Source organism: Chitinophagales bacterium (assembly GCA_020636535.1).
In the GTDB taxonomy this organism is placed as follows: domain Bacteria; phylum Bacteroidota; class Bacteroidia; order Chitinophagales; family JADIYW01; genus JADJSS01.
The window spans coordinates 18683-35805 of sequence record JACJXT010000011.1 but is presented as its reverse complement, the minus strand read 5'-3'; the positions used below and the strand labels follow the sequence as shown (position 1 = coordinate 35805).

Annotated in this window: 14 protein-coding genes and 1 riboswitch; of the genes, 7 read left to right on the top strand and 7 right to left on the bottom strand. The window is 29.0% G+C overall.

The window, feature by feature from the left end:
* The 7 genes from H6553_00480 to H6553_00450 all read left to right on the top strand — a co-directional run bounded on the left by H6553_00480 (position 1) and on the right by H6553_00450 (position 9338).
* Entirely contained in the window at positions 1 to 906 is a 906-nt protein-coding gene (locus H6553_00480; protein ID MCB9032291.1) for a glycosyltransferase family 2 protein, read from the top strand.
* Between the two features lie 221 nt (positions 907 to 1127).
* Entirely contained in the window at positions 1128 to 1880 is a 753-nt protein-coding gene (locus tag H6553_00475; GenBank protein ID MCB9032290.1) for a murein L,D-transpeptidase catalytic domain family protein, read from the top strand.
* Positions 1881 to 2307: 427 nt separating this feature from the next.
* The gene (locus H6553_00470; GenBank protein MCB9032289.1) at positions 2308 to 2967 is read left to right on the top strand and encodes a hypothetical protein; all 660 of its coding nucleotides are present in this window, start codon (positions 2308 to 2310) and stop codon (positions 2965 to 2967) included.
* A 431-nt stretch (positions 2968 to 3398) separates the two neighbouring features.
* Positions 3399 to 3511: riboswitch (SAM riboswitch) on the top strand.
* Positions 3512 to 3561: 50 nt separating this feature from the next.
* Positions 3562 to 4563 carry a homocysteine S-methyltransferase family protein gene (locus H6553_00465; protein MCB9032288.1) on the top strand — a complete coding sequence of 334 codons (1002 nt, stop codon included), beginning with the start codon at positions 3562 to 3564 and terminating at the stop codon, positions 4561 to 4563.
* A 1-nt stretch (position 4564) separates the two neighbouring features.
* A complete protein-coding gene (metH, locus tag H6553_00460; protein ID MCB9032287.1) occupies positions 4565 to 7234 on the top strand; it encodes a methionine synthase in 2670 nt (889 codons plus the stop codon).
* A gap of 5 nt (positions 7235 to 7239) precedes the next feature.
* Positions 7240 to 8943, top strand: a complete 1704-nt coding sequence (locus H6553_00455) for a hypothetical protein (protein ID MCB9032286.1) — start codon at positions 7240 to 7242, stop codon at positions 8941 to 8943.
* Positions 8944 to 8948: 5 nt separating this feature from the next.
* On the top strand, positions 8949 to 9338 hold the full coding sequence (locus H6553_00450) for an acyl-CoA thioesterase (GenBank protein ID MCB9032285.1): 390 nt from the start codon (positions 8949 to 8951) through the stop codon (positions 9336 to 9338).
* An 11-nt stretch (positions 9339 to 9349) separates the two neighbouring features.
* Here H6553_00450 and H6553_00445 read toward each other — a convergent pair whose 3' ends face one another.
* The 7 genes from H6553_00445 to H6553_00415 are packed head-to-tail and all read right to left on the bottom strand — an operon-like array spanning position 9350 to position 17123.
* A complete protein-coding gene (locus tag H6553_00445) occupies positions 9350 to 10579 on the bottom strand; it encodes a glycosyltransferase (GenBank protein MCB9032284.1) in 1230 nt (409 codons plus the stop codon).
* Positions 10572 to 12437 (bottom strand): asparagine synthase (glutamine-hydrolyzing), encoded by a 1866-nt coding sequence (asnB, locus tag H6553_00440; protein MCB9032283.1) that lies wholly within the window; start codon positions 12435 to 12437, stop codon positions 10572 to 10574. Before asnB ends, H6553_00445 begins: the two co-directional genes overlap by 8 nt.
* A gap of 21 nt (positions 12438 to 12458) precedes the next feature.
* Complete coding sequence (locus tag H6553_00435; protein ID MCB9032282.1) at positions 12459 to 13385, bottom strand: NAD-dependent epimerase/dehydratase family protein; 927 nt, start codon at positions 13383 to 13385, stop codon at positions 12459 to 12461.
* On the bottom strand, positions 13379 to 14275 hold the full coding sequence (locus tag H6553_00430) for a glycosyltransferase family 2 protein (protein MCB9032281.1): 897 nt from the start codon (positions 14273 to 14275) through the stop codon (positions 13379 to 13381). The genes H6553_00435 and H6553_00430 overlap by 7 nt, the downstream gene beginning before the upstream one ends.
* An 18-nt stretch (positions 14276 to 14293) precedes the next feature.
* The gene (locus H6553_00425) at positions 14294 to 15409 is read right to left on the bottom strand and encodes a glycosyltransferase family 4 protein (protein ID MCB9032280.1); all 1116 of its coding nucleotides are present in this window, start codon (positions 15407 to 15409) and stop codon (positions 14294 to 14296) included.
* Positions 15406 to 16329, bottom strand: a complete 924-nt coding sequence (locus H6553_00420) for a glycosyltransferase family 2 protein (GenBank protein ID MCB9032279.1) — start codon at positions 16327 to 16329, stop codon at positions 15406 to 15408. The genes H6553_00425 and H6553_00420 overlap by 4 nt, the downstream gene beginning before the upstream one ends.
* A complete protein-coding gene (locus tag H6553_00415) occupies positions 16314 to 17123 on the bottom strand; it encodes a glycosyltransferase family 2 protein (protein MCB9032278.1) in 810 nt (269 codons plus the stop codon). The genes H6553_00420 and H6553_00415 overlap by 16 nt, the downstream gene beginning before the upstream one ends.

Below are 17123 nucleotides of genomic sequence, written 5' to 3'. Positions count from 1 at the left end.
ATGAAAATTGGTATTGTTACCATAACTTACAATAGTGCAAAAGTAATTGATGGCTTCTTAAACAGTACGCTTAATCAAACACATACTAATTTTATATTGTACATCATCGATAATATTTCTAAAGACAATACACTAGAAATCATCAACCAATACCAAGACGAAAGAATTAAAATCATTGCCAATCAAAAAAATGTTGGCGTAGCAGCAGGCAATAATCAAGGCATTAAACAAGCATTACAAGATAATTGTAACTATATACTCATTATCAACAACGATGTAGAATTTGAATATACTATGTTTGAAAAACTATTGTTTCAAATGCAAGCATTAGATTGTTCGCTCATCGCACCAAAAATGATGTATCATCCAGAAACGCATTTAATTTGGTGGGCAGGAACGCATTTTAACAAATACAATGGCAATAAAACCAAACACATTGGCATTCAAGAAGAAGATAAAGGTCAGTACGATACTATTTGCCAAGTAGACTATGCACCAACGGCTTGTGTATTGCTAAAAAAAGAAGTGATTGATGATGTTGGATTAATGGACGAAAAATATTTTGCTTACTACGACGATACCGATTTCTTTTATAGAATTTACAAGCAAAAAAAACACTTGCTATTCTACTATCCATTCATACAATTTTATCATAAAGTAGGCGGATTATCCAACATGCGAAAAGGCACAGCACAAAAATTCAAATTCAACGATTTTTATATTCACTTAGTAACTAGAAATTTTGTTTATTATCTAAGAAAACAAAACACGGTTTGGTCTTGGTTAAATATATTTATTTTTTATTTTAGAGAACATTTAAGATTCTTTTTTAGTGGAAAATATCGTGTTAATTTCAAGACTTTCAAGTTGTTAAATATTTCATTTTTTGAAGGATTTAAATTATAGTTTCTTAAAAAACTGGTAAAAAAGGACATAAAAACTATGTTTTCACAATAAATAGCACTCCTTTTTTCGTTTTAACAGTTTAAATGGCTATCTTATGGACGCAATTTTTTTGAGGTAGACATTTATCCAAATTGCATCAAATAAAAAAAGGGTTGATAATGAATAAAAGAACATTGTTTTTGGCATTGAGCGTAATGATTTTGCCAATTAATAGTTACATTATGCTTGGTAGCGACACCGATGTAGACTTAACAGCATCTACAGTAAACATAACAACAAATGTGCCACAAATAACAGTCTTTTCTTTAGATGAAGATGTCGCTTCAGAAGAAAAACAAGCCAACTTAATAGACGAGTTTACACAAAAATTCAATTATATCAATAAAGAAGCAATAATTCAAGGATTAAAAGGATATGCTTATTTATGCGAGCATCATAAAGTAAACAATAGTCAATATTTAACCATTGTTGATTTTAGCAAAGCATCTACCGAAGAAAGGTTATTTATAATTGATGTAAAAAAACAAAAATTAGTATTAAAAAGTTTAGTAGCACATGGTAAAAACTCTGGCGATAACTATGCTACAAAATTCTCAAACGAACCAAGCTCTTATCAATCTAGTTTAGGATTTTATGTAACAGCAGAAACTTATAATGGTAGCAAAGGTTACTCATTAAGACTAGATGGATTAGAAGCTAACTTTAACAGCAATGCAAGAAGCAGAGGCGTAGTAGTTCATGGGGCAAATTATGTAAGTAAAGCATTCGCTCAAGCCAATGGTCGTTTAGGCAGAAGTCAAGGATGTCCAGCATTACCAATAGAAACCAATCAAAAAATCATCAATATTGTAAAAGGAGGATCGTGTTTCTTCATCTATCATCCAACCAACACCTACGAAAAGCAATCAGCCATACTTAAAAAGACCAACGAAACAACAGCAATGGCAGTATTAGATAGCTTACAGAGAATTTAATTATTTATATTTATTAGTATATTCTGTACCTTGCTGAATTTACCTGTCTCTACCTGTTGGTAAACATGGTATCGAACAGGTAGATTTAAGTAGCTATTATATTTCCACTTGTTAGCACCAAGCCATGGTTCGTGTCTCACGAACCATAAAAGAAAATAAGATACATTTTTAATTTTGCTGAACTTGTCTCAACAACCTCTTGCTGAACTTGTTTCAGCATCTTCAAAAAAACCAAATAATAGAATTAAAATTGCATAGCGTTTAATCTTATTAAAAATACAATAAGTAAGTAAAAGCATAGTCACTCCAAAAAACAAAATTCAACTCTTACCACAAAAAACTTCCCGTTTACTCATTATTTGGTCATTTCACTCATTTTTTTTGACATTTCGCTTGCATTGCTATATATTAGCAAAAAAAATAATGTATGAAAAGTCTAAAATTGAATTTTATTGCGATAATTTCGCTAGTGGTATTAGTAGTATCATGTAAGAAAGATGAGGAAGAGTCTGTAGATTATCTGAGAGAGAATTTGTCAACTTCAGTAGCAACTTATGATGCTGCATCTAACGGAACTTGGATTGAAATCACAGAAACAGAATACGAGTTATTAGCAAACAACTTAAATAACACTACAAAGTCAGGAACAACAGAAACGCTTTTTGATGCAGTAGAAAATCAATCAGGATTTCATGCTTTTACGCTTTCAAATATAGGTTATCCATTACCAAGTAACTCTTATTTGTTTGCATATAAATATAAGCTTATATCTACAGATACGGTTACTGGATATAAAATAAAAATAGCAGAAGGTAGAAACGATACTTTATTTACAAATGTAACTACTTTACCAAAACATGTTGGTGCTGGAACAAAGTGTTTCCTTTTAAAAGGAGCTAGTGCTAAAACTACCAATATGGCATATATTGGTTTTTATAAACCAGTATCAGTTCGAGTTGGTGGTTTATGGACCGCTTTAACTGGAGAAGAATATTATTATGAAGATGGAGATGTTTCTTATTTACCATACACATTTGATGGCTATGCATTTTATCAAGGGTTATCTTCTACAAAGAAACAATGGTAGTAAGATTTATATAACATGAAATTTAAAGGAGAACAAATTGTTCTCCTTTTTTCTTGCCACAAGAGGTAGACTATTCAAAATAAAGTATCTCCAATATTATTAAATTCGCTTCAACAATAACTCTTGCTGAACTTGTTTCAGCATCTTCAAAAAAATTAAATAATAGAATTGAGTTTGTTTAGTGTTTAATTTTAATTTAATTTTAAACACTCACCAAAAACCACATTCTTTTCAATTCTTGCCACAAGACAATCTTTGTTTCTTTTTCTTTTTACTATCTTTGTACTAGTTCTTTAAAATAGTTTTTTATTAACAGGTTAAGTCGCCATTACAGAATTATTTTCCAAGCAGTGTCTCTCGTAGAGGACGCTGCGTTGAAATAAAATAGCTTCGTAAACTCACTATGACGATAACATTTAATAAAAAAACTTTACTTATTACGAAAGACGGAGAGATTAGGCTCTATGATGTCTTGGCAACCAGTCAAACCAAAATTTGAAAAAGGTGCTACTTCCTACTTTGAGGTTTCAAAGAAAGATAAGTTCAATATCCTATACCAGTCATTCGTAATAAAAGAACCAATAAACAATTACAATGACAGATATTAACACACTTGCCAAACAAAGAATTTTAATACTCGACGGAGCTATGGGTACTATGATTCAACAATATAATCTAACAGAAGAAGATTATCGTGGTGTTCGTTTTAAGAATCATCCATATCCATTAAAAGGCAATAACGATTTATTATCGCTTACACGACCAGATATTATTAAGGCAATTCATGCTCAGTATTTTGAAGCAGGTGCAGATATTGTAGAAACCAATACATTTAGTGGAACTACGGTTGCTCAAGCAGATTATCACTTAGAAGATGTAGTCTACGACATCAACTATTATTCAGCAAAAATTGCAAAGGAAGTCGCACAAGAGTTTACAGCTAAAGAACCAAATAAACCACGATTTGTTGCAGGTGCAATGGGACCAACCAACAAAACGCTGTCTATGTCGCCTAATGTAAATGATCCAGGTTATAGAGCTATTTCATTCGATGAAATGGTTACGGCTTATCACCAACAAGCCAAAGCATTAATAGATGGTGGCGTAGATATTTTACTAGTAGAAACTATTTTTGATACACTCAATGCTAAAGCTGCATTATTTGCTATTCAAACACTATTTGAAGAAATTGGAAAAACATATCCTGTTATGGTTTCTGGTACTATAACAGATGCTAGTGGAAGAACACTAAGTGGACAAACAACCGAAGCGTTTTTAATTTCTATTGCTCATGTGCCTTTATTTTCTGTAGGATTAAACTGTGCTTTGGGTGCAAAAGAACTACGACCATACTTACAAGTATTGTCTGATAATGCTGACTTCTTAATTAGTGCTTATCCAAATGCTGGTTTACCAAATGAGTTTGGCGAGTACGACCAGACTCCAGAGCTAATGGCTCAACAAGTAAAAGAATTTTTAGACTTAGGTTTAATTAATGTTTTAGGTGGATGTTGTGGTACTACACCAGAGCATATTAAAGCATTGGCCGATTTAGCAAAAGACTATCAACCAAGAAATATAACAACAACTGTTTAAGATGACAAATCACGCTACTTTAAAACTGTCTGGTTTAGAACCATTAATTGCAACGGAGCAATCTAATTTTATAAATGTTGGCGAAAGAACCAATGTTACTGGTTCCAAAGTGTTTCTTAGAATGATTAAAGAAGATCGTTTCGACGATGCTTTGTCGGTTGCTTTAGAACAAGTAAAAGGTGGTGCTCAGGTTTTAGATATAAACATGGATGAAGGCATGATTGATGGTAAAGAATCTATGGTGAAGTTTTTAAACTTAATTGCTGCCGAACCAGAAATTGCCAAAATTCCTATTATGATAGATTCTTCTAAATGGGAAATTATTGAAGCTGGATTAAAGTGCATACAAGGAAAAGGCATTGTCAATTCTATTAGCTTAAAAAATGGAGAGGAAGAGTTCATTCATCAAGCAAAATTGGTTAAAAAATATGGTGCTGCTGTTGTAGTCATGGCTTTTGATGAAGCTGGTCAAGCAGATTCTTACGAAAGAAGAATAGAAATCTGTAAAAGAAGCTATGATATTTTAGTTAATCGAGTGCATTTTAATCCACACGATATTATTTTCGACCCAAATATATTTCCAGTAGCAACAGGAATGGACGAACATAGAAACAATGCCATTGATTTTTTTAGAGCTACAAAATGGATAAGAGAGAATCTAAAAGGAGCTCATGTTAGTGGAGGCGTTAGTAATGTGTCTTTTTCTTTTAGAGGAAACAATGTTGTACGAGAAGCAATGCATACGGCTTTCTTATATCATGGCATACAACACGGAATGGATATGGGTATTGTCAATCCTTCTATGATAGAAGTCTATGACAACATTGACAAAACACTATTAGAATATGTTGAAGATGTATTACTCAACAGAAAAGATGATGCTACAGAACGATTGTTAGACTACGCCGAAAAAGTAAAAGGCAATGTTAAAAAGAAAGAAGAAGATTTGTCGTGGAGAAACCAAACGGTTCAAAAAAGATTAGAATATGCTTTGGTAAAAGGAATTGTAGAGTTTATTGATGAAGATACCGAAGAAGCAAGACAAGCATATGCTAGACCATTAGAAGTGATTGAAGGACCATTAATGGATGGAATGAATATTGTTGGCGATTTATTTGGTGCTGGAAAAATGTTCTTGCCACAAGTGGTAAAGAGTGCCAGAGTAATGAAAAAAGCAGTAGCTATTCTTCAACCATATATCGAAGCAGAAAAAGAAGAAGGTGCTTCGCAGAAATTAGGTAAAATATTATTAGCAACAGTTAAAGGCGATGTTCACGATATTGGCAAAAATATTGTAGGTGTAGTATTGGCTTGTAATAATTTTGAAGTGATTGATTTAGGTGTGATGATTCCTTGCGAACAAATCTTAGCCGAAGCAGAAAAACAGCAAGTAGATATTATTGGTTTGAGTGGTTTAATTACACCTTCTTTAGATGAAATGGTTTTTGTTGCGAAAGAAATGGAGCGAAAAGGCATGAAAACACCTTTGCTAATTGGTGGTGCTACTACTTCTAAAATGCATACTGCTGTAAAAATCGAGCCAAACTATTCTGGTGCTACACTTCATATTTTAGATGCTTCTAGAAGTGTGCCTGTTTCTACAGCTTTGGTGTCTAAAGGTGATCAAAAAGAAAAATTACTAGCAGAAACTAAAGCAGAATATGAGCAAATGCGACTCAGACATAAAAACAAAGCCAATGTAAAAGACTATATTGCTATTGACGCTGCTAGAAATAATAAAATTCAAATAGATTGGCAAAACTATACGCCACCAAAACCAAGTTTTTTGGGTGTAAAATATTTTAAAGAATACGATTTATCGGTACTTAGAAATTATATTGATTGGACACCTTTCTTTTCTTCTTGGGAATTGCACGGAAAATATCCAAATATATTATCAGATAAAGTTGTAGGTGTAGAAGCTAAAAAGTTATTTGCAGATGCCAATGCTCTATTAGATAAAATGATTAATGAAAAATGGTTGATTGCCAATGCTGCTATTGGTTTTTTTGAAGCCAATAGTATTGTAGATGATATTGAAATCAAACACAATGATGAAAATATTATGCTACATCATTTAAGACAACAATTAAAAAAAGCTAGTCATTTGCCAAATAATTGCCTAAGCGATTTTATAGCACCAAAAGACCAAAACAAAACAGATTATATTGGTGCTTTTGCTGTAACTTCTGGTATTGGAATTGAAAAATGGATACAGTATTTTAAAGACTTAAACGACGATTATAATGCTATTATGTTAAAAGCATTAGCAGATAGATTAGCAGAAGCATTTGCAGAACACATGCACGAAAGAGTACGAAAAGAATTTTGGGCATATGATAAAGCAGAAACGCTAAGTAACGACGAATTGATTAAAGAAAAATATCAAGGCATTCGACCAGCACCAGGATATCCAGCTTGTCCAGACCATACCGAAAAAATAACACTGTTTGAATTATTAGACGCAAAATCAAATGTAGCAATAGAATTAACCGAACACATGGCAATGTATCCAGCATCGAGTGTAAGTGGTTGGTATTTTTCGCATCCAGAAAGTAAATATTTTGGTGTAGGTAGTATTAGCAAAGACCAACTAGAAGATTATGCTAAAAGAAAAGACATTTCAGTAGAAAAAATGGAACGCTGGCTAAGCAGCAATTTGAATTATTGATGGAAATGAATTTATTTTTATCATACAAACATTTGTTTCCAGAAGAAAAAGCATTTTCAATTGAAGAAATTAAAGAAAAACTAAGTATTGTTAATAAAGATACCTTATTTAAAATTGCTATTGTTTTAATAAGTAGAGAGATTGATGAAAGTGCAAAAAACATAATATTAAATTTCTTTAACAATAATTTATCATTATTGAAAGATGAGCTAATTAAAAAAGTAGAGAATTTAAACAAAATAGAAAACACTGAATATTTTCTATTAAACTTAGAAACTTCTTTTCAATTATTTGAAATTATATATTCAGTTGAGCAACATAAGCCAATTATAGATTTAACTGATAGTCAAATTGAAGTTTTATTATTTAAAGTATATTTAAGTATATCAGAGTATCTAACTGAATTACAGGTTAAAAACAATGAGCAATATAAGAATGATACTTTAAAAATATTATTTACCTTAAGTTTTGCACAAAATGATTTTTACAATATAGACAAAATAGATTCTTTTATAGCTCAAGTATATAAAGCTAAACTATTATTTGACTTTTTAGAAGAATACGATTGTAATTTATTAGAAGAGTTTCTTAAGGATTTTGGTTTAGTAGATAAATATAGCTATATAAAACATACTGTTAGTTTGTGCATGTTAGTTCTAAAAGAAAAAAAGAAAGAACATAAAATCTTAAAAATAGAAAATACACTTGAAAAATTAATAAATAGAATGACTGTAAATTTAGTCGAAAAAGAAAGTGATATTGATTTTAGACTCATTAGAGATAGACCGCTATATAAAGATCCAGAAAAAGAAAATGATTATTGGTTAATTTATGATTTGTTCTTAATTGATAAAATATATACCAGTATATATTTTATGTTACAAGGCATATATTTAAAAACCAATATAACTGAAAATAAAAGAAGTAAAATTGAAGATAGATATAGAACTTTTTTTACAACTGATATTTCTGAAAAAAGAATTTTATATACTGTTCTAAATTATATTTTTGGAGATAAAAATTTTTATAAAAAAAGTGGAAAAGAAATAGAAGAATGTTATAATTTTAAAGGAGGATCAGATTTTTATATCCGTAAGAATAATACTATTTACTTGTTTGAAAGTAAAGATATTTTAATTAAAGGAGATGTTAAAAGATCATATAATTATGACATTATATTAGAAAAAATAAAGGATGCCTTTATAGAAAAAAAGGGAATTCCTCAACTATTAAAAAATATAGAAAAAATCATTAAGAATGAGATACCTTATGATAGTTTTAAGAACACAAATAAATTAAAAATATATCCAATTATCATTACACATAATAGACAGTTAGATGTTGTTGGATTAAATAATATTCTTAATATTTATTTTGAAAAGGAATTATTAAAGTATGATAATATAAATAATATTAAACCAATTACCTTGATTAATATTGATGCATTCATTGTATACCAAGACTATTTGAAAAATTATAAGCATTTTGATTTTGAAATCTTATTAAATAAATACAACAAACAAATAAATAAAAAGATAAAAAAAGAAGACACTATTGATTTAAATGATTATATTCAAAAATATACAAACAACACAGAACCATTTAGTCTTTTTATTTCAAAGAAAACAGAAAAGAAATTGGGAAAAAGAAAATACCCTAAAATTTTAAATAACATATTGAAAGATGTTTTTTATCTATTAAATTCATAAACCAAATGACATTAGAAGAAAGAATCAACAACTCAGAAACACGAATTTTTAAAGCAGTTTTTCCAAATATTACCAATAACTACGATACTTTATTTGGTGGAACTGCTATGCAATTAATGGACGAAGTGGCTTTTATTACGGCTACTCGTTTTTCAAGAAAAAAATGCGTAACCGTAGCTACAGATAAAATTGAATTTAAACAAGCAATTCCAGCAGGAACCATTATTGAACTGAAAGGTAAAGTGAGCAAAATTGGCAACACCAGTTTAGAAGTAAAAGTAGAAATATTTATAGAACAAATGTATGCCGAACACAGAGAAAAAGCCATTAGTGGTATTTTTACTTTTGTAGCCATTGACGACAACAAAAAACCAATTAAAATTATTGAGTTATAGTCTATGCTTTATTACTCTAAAACTGTATGGTATACTTTCAAATAGTTTTCAATTCCTTTTTCAAGTGAAAAATAATCTTCAGCACCAACTCTTAAATAAGCTAAATCGTTTATTTGCAATATACGATTTAGCTCTTTTTTAATGATTTGTTCCATAGTAGAAAAATCATCAACAATAATTCCTGAATTGTATTTTTCTACAACAAAATCAGTATCGCCAACATTTGCATTACACACCAAAGGAATTTGCATTGCCATAATTTCGCCTTGCTTAGTTGGCGAACTTGCTTTTTTAGAATACGCTGGCAAAATAAAAAAGACAGACAATTGTGACAAACTCAATATAGTAGCCACTTCATTTCTATTTGCACCTTGAACTACAATTTTGTCTGCTACGCCATGCTTTGTCGCACAAGCAATAATTTTTTCTTTTTCATCTTTATTGATGAATAAAAATTTTGCATTAGGATATTGCTTTAAAAACAGTACAAAAAACTGCATCATTTCATCGAGCATATACCAAGTACCAACAGAACCTAAATAAGACAAAACGAAATCATCATTAGAAATATTTAGTTTTGATTTCCAAGTTATTTTCTCTGCTTCTACTATTTTATTTGGATTAAACAAATCCATATCAACACAACAAGGAATAACTTGAATTTTTATTGGATTGTTTTTAAATTTTTTCCACGATAAAATTTCGTTTTTTGCATTATGTGTTAAACTTATGGAATAATCTGCGTGTTGTAAAAATTCTATTTCTTTCTTTTTGAAATAATCATATACTTTTTTATATACTGGATTCTTAAGATTCCACAGTTTGCCATCCACTCTTTCATCAGCCCAAAATCCACGCATATCAAAAATAAACTTTGTGCCTAATTGTTGTTTTGCTTGTAAACCAATCAATGCTGTAATATAACTTCTACAATGAATAATTTGTATATTTTTTTCTTTTATGAGTTGAAATACTATTTTTTTTAATCGATAAACATCATAAACAGTAGATAAAACTGGTGGTTGCTTGGTATAATTTAATGGAATCCACGAAATATTATTTGCATCAACTATTTGTTGAATGGTATTTTTATTTTTTTCAAAGTTGTCTTTTTTTTCAAAACTAACGAGTGTAATATTATAGTGTTTACTCAAACCAACCAAATAAGGCAATACTTGCGACTGACCTAAAGCATCTGTCATGCCATCATAAGAAAGGTAAAGCGTGTTAGGATTACTCATTTGTTTGATTTTTTTCTAACCACCAATGTAATAAAATTAAAACCCAAAGTCGGTTGTATAAATAATCTTCGCCTTTATTAAATTTTTTCACCAATTGATTTACAGAAGAGAAGTGTACAATATTATATTTTTCAATTATTGATTGATTCAAATATTTATCAATTAAAAAATGCCATTCGTTTTTTAACCATTTAATTAATGGAATGGCGAAACCTTGTTTTGGTCTGTCGAAAATTTGTTTTGGTACGAAATCATATAAAACTTCTTTTAAAATATATTTTTGAATGCCATTACTAATTTTAAAGCTTTCTGGTAGTTGATAAGCAAAATTAATCATTCGGTTGTCAAGTAAAGGAACTCTAACTTCTAAAGCATGTTGCATACTTGCTCTATCCATTTTTACTAACAAATCGTCTTTTAGATAAAATTGTAAATCCCAAATGGCTTGTTGCTCAGTTGCAGAAAGTTGTTTTTTTTCTTTGAAATTATCATTCAGATTAAGAATATCATTATTGAAATTTTTATCAACCAATAAATGATTTAATTCTTGTTCTGAGAAAAAATATTGTTCTTGAGAAAAAATATGACTATTAATATGTTTTTTATTTTTATAATTAAATAAATTTCCAGCTCTTTTAATTCTATTGTTTTTACTTAGTTGAGTAATTGCATAAATTGGTTGATGTAAAATATTATATGGAAATTGTTGTAACCGATTTGCCCAAGTATAAGCACCATAGCCATAAAATAACTCGTCGCCACCATCGCCAGAAAGTGCAACAGTTACATATTGTTTAGCTAACTGCGAAACCAACAATGAAGGAAAACAAGAAGAATCAGCATAAGGTTCATCATATACATCAATAATATTGTGTAGTTGTTCTAATGCATCTTTTTCTTTTACTTGAAAAGGATGATGATTGGTTTGCAAATGATTAGCTACTTGCAAAGCGTATTGACTTTCATCAAATTTATTATAATTAAAACCTATACTAAATGTATTTATTTTATCTTTTTTAATTTTTGATGCAATAGCAGTAACTAAGCTAGAATCAATTCCTCCACTTAAGAAAGTACCTAGCGAAACATCTGCAATCATTTGTTGTTCTATACTTTCAAAAAGTGTCTCTTTTAATTTTGTTTTTGCAGTATTAAAATCTGTAATTTTTTCTTGTTGAAGTGTTTCATCTATAGACCAAAACGATTTAAAGTTTAATGCTTCTTGAATATTGTTTAAATTGATTGTTATAAAATTAGCTGTAGGAAATTTATATACATTTTTATATATAGTGTTTGGTTGAGGAATAAATCCGAGTTGTAAAAAGTAAGGAATAACACTCTTGTTAAGACCTAAATTAGGAAACAGTTTTTTTATAGCTTTTAATTCTGAAGCAAAAGCAAAAGAATCTCCATCGTAGTAATAAAATAAAGGTTTGATGCCTAGCCGATCTCTTGCTAAGACCAATTTGTTTTCAACAGTATCATAAATAGCAAAGGCAAACATACCATTGAGTTCAGAAAAGATTGAAGCACCAACTTTTATATATGCTTCAAGAATAACTTCGGTATCAGAAGTTGTTGTAGTTGAGATTTGGTATTTGCTTTTAATATCGATATAATTATATACTTCTCCATTATATATAATTATATATCTTTTACAAGCAGAAAAAAAGGGTTGGTTGGCACTTTCGTTTAAATCTAAGATAGATAAGCGTTGATGTGCTAAAGCAATGTGTTTATCATCATTATAATAAAAACCAGTAGCATTCGGTCCACGATGTATAATAGTATTTGCAGTATCAATAAATAGTTTTTTATTAATCTGATTTTTACTAATATAACCTACAATGCCACACATATATTTTAAAAATTAAAAAAACTATTTAACATTCCATGTTTCTAAAATCTTTTTAATTCCATCTTTATATGGTAATAAATCTCTTGATAAAAGCTCTTTCATTTTAGAAATATCAGGTTGTCTTTTAGTCATATCTCCTTCTTTTAGTGGTGGTAAATGAATAATTTTAGAAGAAGAATTTGTCAACTCTATAATTGTTTCTGCTAATTCTTTTATTGTTATTACATCATCATTTCCAATATTATATACTTCATTATTATAATTATCATCATATAGCGTTGTTAAGCAAGCATCTAAATTATCATCAATATAGCAAAAAGTTCTAGTTTGTAATCCATCTCCATACAGCGTAATATCTTCATTATTAAGTGCTGCATTTAAAAATTTAGACATTACAAAATCTTGACTTTGTTTTGGACCATAGGTATTAAAAAACCGAAAAATAACATATTCTAAACCATATTCTTGATGATAAGACCTACAATATGCTTCACCAATGTTTTTAACAACTGCATAAGGTAGTCTTGAGTTTAAAGGTGTAGTATATTCATTTTGAGGTAAGACAACAGGTTCTCCATAAACTTCGGATGATGAAGAATAATATATTTTTTTTACACCTGTATTTTTAGAAAGCTGTAAAATATTTTCGATGCCTTTAATGTCATCTAAAACCATAATTGGATTTTGTAGTGTTCTCTGTACACCAACTACTGCAGCATAATGAAAGACATAATCAAAGTGATAGGCGGTCATTATTGCAGCTAATTCATTATAGTTATTAGCATCACATTTTATGAATTTGCAGTTTTTATTATTTGGAATATTCTGAATATTTCCAGTTAATAAATTATCTATAAGAACAACGAAATGATTTTCATTTTGCAATAGTTTATCTGCTAAAGAACTTGGAATAAATCCAGCACCACCAGTTATAAGAATTTTTACCATTTTATTAATATGTTTTTTATTGTAGCATAGAATGCTTTAGTTTTTAATACACCAATATCTGTAAATACTGTTTTGCATAAATATTTTATGCTTTGCAATTTGTATTTAGGTGTTGTTGCCAAATGTACCGCAATATATAAGTCGGCATACATTTGTATTGTATTTAATTGTTTTGAAAACGATTGTTTGATTTTTTCATCTGCAAAAACAGAAGCAGTAAAGATTTTTAGTCTATCAATAATTTTTTGAGCATCCATTACTCTAACGCTTCTCGCATCATGATCAATAATTAAAGAAGTTACTTCATTAGAATAGTATAAAGGATAACGCGCTGCTAATTTTAACCATAAATCATAATCCTCGGATGCAGATAAACTTCTTGTTTCATTAAATGGTTGATTTAAGATAATATCTTTTCTTATAAAAACACCATTACAACTTAATGGATTGCCATTACAAATAATGTTGTTTAATGTTTCTCCTTTAAAATTATTTACTACATTTCTAATACTTTTATCAGTCTCTGCCCAAGCATAAGCTAGATGAAACCATTCTGGATGATTTTTTTGTACGATTAAATTGTTAGCAACCAAAAGATGATTTTCTAGAGCAAGATCGTCACTATCGAAAAAATTTATGTACTCTCCTTTGGCTTTATTTGCACCAAAATTTCTAGCAGCTGCTCTTTCGGCGTTGTTTTTTTTGAAGTAATGAATATTTTCTTTTAGAAATGGTTTTATAATATCTTCTGTATTATCAGTACTTCCATCATCAACTATTATTATTTCATAATTTATATAATTTATATCAATTAATGATTGAATAGTATCAGCTATTAAATGAGCTCTATTATATGTTGGAACAACAATACTGATAAATGTTTCACTCATAGAACGAAAATAGTTAATTTAAATGGAATATAAATTTTCTAAGCTATTTACTTTGTTTTCTATTGTAAAATTTTTAGCAATAGTCAATCCATTTTCTTTTAATTTATTGCAAAGCGTTTCATCATTTAATAATTGGTTTATTGCGTTACTAATTGCTTCGCTATTTTGATGTGGTACCACTAAACATGTTTCTTTATCAACTGCTATTTCGCTACCAATTCCAGATTTTGTAAATACAGATGGAATTTGACAAAGCAATGCTTCTATATAAATCTGACCAAATGCTTCGGAATATTCATCTATTGGACAATGCACAAAAACATCAAAACTATAAAATAATGCTACATTATCTTGTTCAAAAGAAATTTCTGTATAGCTATCATTTGGTAATTGAAGCAATAATTCGTGAATTTCTTTTTTGTAATCGCCATTAGCATTTGCTAAAATTAAATGTAGATTTTTGTTTTTTTCGTATAATTTTTGAAATGCAGGAATAATATCTTGAACACCTTTCCAATAAGTATATCTAGAAATAACGCCAATTATTTTTTTATCGAAAGGAATTTGATGTTTGATTTTTAGATTGGTAATGCGTTCTTCAGAACAAGTTAAAAAATGATTGATTGGAAAACCATGGTGTATGAGTGTAATTTTGTTTGCAGGAACATTTTCTTGCCGTATTAGAATATCAGATACCATTTGTGTAATGGAAACAATATGTGTAGCTTTTTTGTTAATCCATTTATCAAACTTTACGCCACTTGGTGCATATTTGTGATGATAGTTAGAATAATGTCTGGTATAAATTCTATGTTTAATTTTTGCCAACCAAGCAGCTGTAATGCCAATTAAGCCCCCTTCAAATAAATGAGCATGAACTACTTGTGGCTTTATTTCTTTTAATAGTAGATATGTTTTTTTAATAGCAGATAGAATGTTCTTTTTGCCATGATATTCTACATAATAAAAAGGAATTTGGTGTTGTTCACAAAAACGATGTAAAGCAGTGTCTGCATTATCATTAATAGAAATAAATGAAATTTGAAATTTGCTTTTATCAATTAGCTCAGCAACCCATTCAAACTCGAGTGCTTTATCTATGTGTGATATGATGTATAAAATGTGCTTGGTCATTTTATTGTTTTCTCTGCTTTAACCTTTTGAATTGATGACAAGATACCAATTAATCGAAACGAAATAAAATCGAAAAGAGAAATGTTTGGCATTAAAGTAAAAAGGAAAAGAAAAATTGGTTCAAAAGGAATAAGCATTTTGTAAAAAGCTGTTTTTTTGTCAGATAGATTTTGAATAGTATGAATATATCCAACTTTTTCAGAGTTTAATTGAGAAACATATCCATTATATTCTCTATCTAAATATCCTTTTATATCTAATCTGTCTTGTTGGTTGTGATAACAGGTTATAGGAGTATATGTTTTAATGTTTAAATTATTTTTTTTTAATTTATAAGATAGGTCTACATCTTCTCCTTGAAATGCTATATTTTCATTATAACCATTTACTTTATTAAATATAGTTTTACTAATTAATAGAGAGCCACTACCTATTCCATTTATTGGTTCAAAAGCATTATTCCAAACTAGATTTTTAGAAATTCTTCCTTTCATGGTATTGTAAGCTGCATTTAAAATATATCTGCCAACTTTTGAGTTTCTAAGTTTTTTATTAAGTTGTTTTGGATATTCCCAATTTAAACAGTAGACAGAGTTACTATCGTCTTGTTTAATAATATTTTTATAGGCCTCAACGGATTGTTTGCTAATCCACATATCATCATCTAAAAATAATAACCAATTTGAATTTGCCAAAGAAGCACCATAGTTTCTTGCAGAAGAAACTCCAGTTTTTGGATTACTACAATATTTTATTTGCTGATCTTCTATTTTATTTTTTAGCTCTTCTCCATCATTTATTACAAAAACCGTAACATTTGTGTTTTCAATAGCAATAAGTGCTTGCTCTAATGTTTGTTTAAGAATTTCAGGTCGATTTTTTGTAGGAATGATAATACTTAAATTTATATTATTAACCATTTATCAAATTTATTAATTAACCATCGTTTTAAATTGCTATAATTTCTTTGATAAAAATATTGTTCATTCATAAGCATTAATTCATTTTTCTTTCCTGCACTACCACCCATTTTATGTACTACTTTTGTAGTTGCAAGATAGTAATTTTTATATCCTAATTGTACAAAATCGTAGCACCATTGTACATCTTCCCAATACATAAAATAGTCATCGTTTAGTTTTTTGTTAGGCAATTCATCTAAAAGACTCTTCTTAAACATAAAAAAAGCACCCCAAACCCAATCTACTTCTACGGTTTCATTGTGGTTAAAAAATGCACCTAATAATAATTTACTTGCTTTTTGTTTTGATAGTAGTTTTTGTAGGCGAAACAATTCTATCAATTTATATTTTATAGATGGAAATCGTTGTGCTACTGATTGATGGTTACCATTTGGAAATATTAGTTTGCAAGAAAGGACAGCAATATTCTTTTTTGATTTATAAAAATCTAAACTTATTTTGATACTGTTTTCAATGAGTTCAGTATCACTATTTAGTAATAAAATGTACTCTCCTTTTGCATGTGAAATGCCTAAATTATTTCCTCCTGCAAATCCTAAATTTTCTTTTGATTTAATTAAAATAATATTTGGAAATTTTTCTTTGAATAAGTCAGCATTGCACTCAACAGAAGCATTGTCTACTAGAATAATTTCATAGTTAAATCCACTATTGTATTGATACAAACTTTCTATACATTTTGAGGTAAGTTCAAAAGTATTATAATTGATGATGATTATAGAGAGATCCAT

Excerpts from the sequence above, each read along its gene's own strand:
- H6553_00480 (MCB9032291.1), top strand. The coding sequence starts at position 1 with ATGAAAATTGGTATTGTTACCATAACTTACAATAGTGCAAAAGTAATT.
- H6553_00475 (MCB9032290.1), top strand. The coding sequence starts at position 1,128 with ATGCTTGGTAGCGACACCGATGTAGACTTAACAGCATCTACAGTAAAC.
- H6553_00470 (MCB9032289.1), top strand. The coding sequence starts at position 2,308 with ATGAAAAGTCTAAAATTGAATTTTATTGCGATAATTTCGCTAGTGGTA.
- H6553_00465 (MCB9032288.1), top strand. The coding sequence starts at position 3,562 with ATGACAGATATTAACACACTTGCCAAACAAAGAATTTTAATACTCGAC.
- metH (MCB9032287.1), top strand. The coding sequence starts at position 4,565 with ATGACAAATCACGCTACTTTAAAACTGTCTGGTTTAGAACCATTAATT.
- H6553_00455 (MCB9032286.1), top strand. The coding sequence starts at position 7,240 with ATGAATTTATTTTTATCATACAAACATTTGTTTCCAGAAGAAAAAGCA.
- H6553_00450 (MCB9032285.1), top strand. The coding sequence starts at position 8,949 with ATGACATTAGAAGAAAGAATCAACAACTCAGAAACACGAATTTTTAAA.
- H6553_00445 (MCB9032284.1), bottom strand. The coding sequence starts at position 10,579 with ATGAGTAATCCTAACACGCTTTACCTTTCTTATGATGGCATGACAGAT.
- asnB (MCB9032283.1), bottom strand. The coding sequence starts at position 12,437 with ATGTGTGGCATTGTAGGTTATATTAGTAAAAATCAGATTAATAAAAAA.
- H6553_00435 (MCB9032282.1), bottom strand. The coding sequence starts at position 13,385 with ATGGTAAAAATTCTTATAACTGGTGGTGCTGGATTTATTCCAAGTTCT.
- H6553_00430 (MCB9032281.1), bottom strand. The coding sequence starts at position 14,275 with ATGAGTGAAACATTTATCAGTATTGTTGTTCCAACATATAATAGAGCT.
- H6553_00425 (MCB9032280.1), bottom strand. The coding sequence starts at position 15,409 with ATGACCAAGCACATTTTATACATCATATCACACATAGATAAAGCACTC.
- H6553_00420 (MCB9032279.1), bottom strand. The coding sequence starts at position 16,329 with ATGGTTAATAATATAAATTTAAGTATTATCATTCCTACAAAAAATCGA.
- H6553_00415 (MCB9032278.1), bottom strand. The coding sequence starts at position 17,123 with ATGGATCTCTCTATAATCATCATCAATTATAATACTTTTGAACTTACC.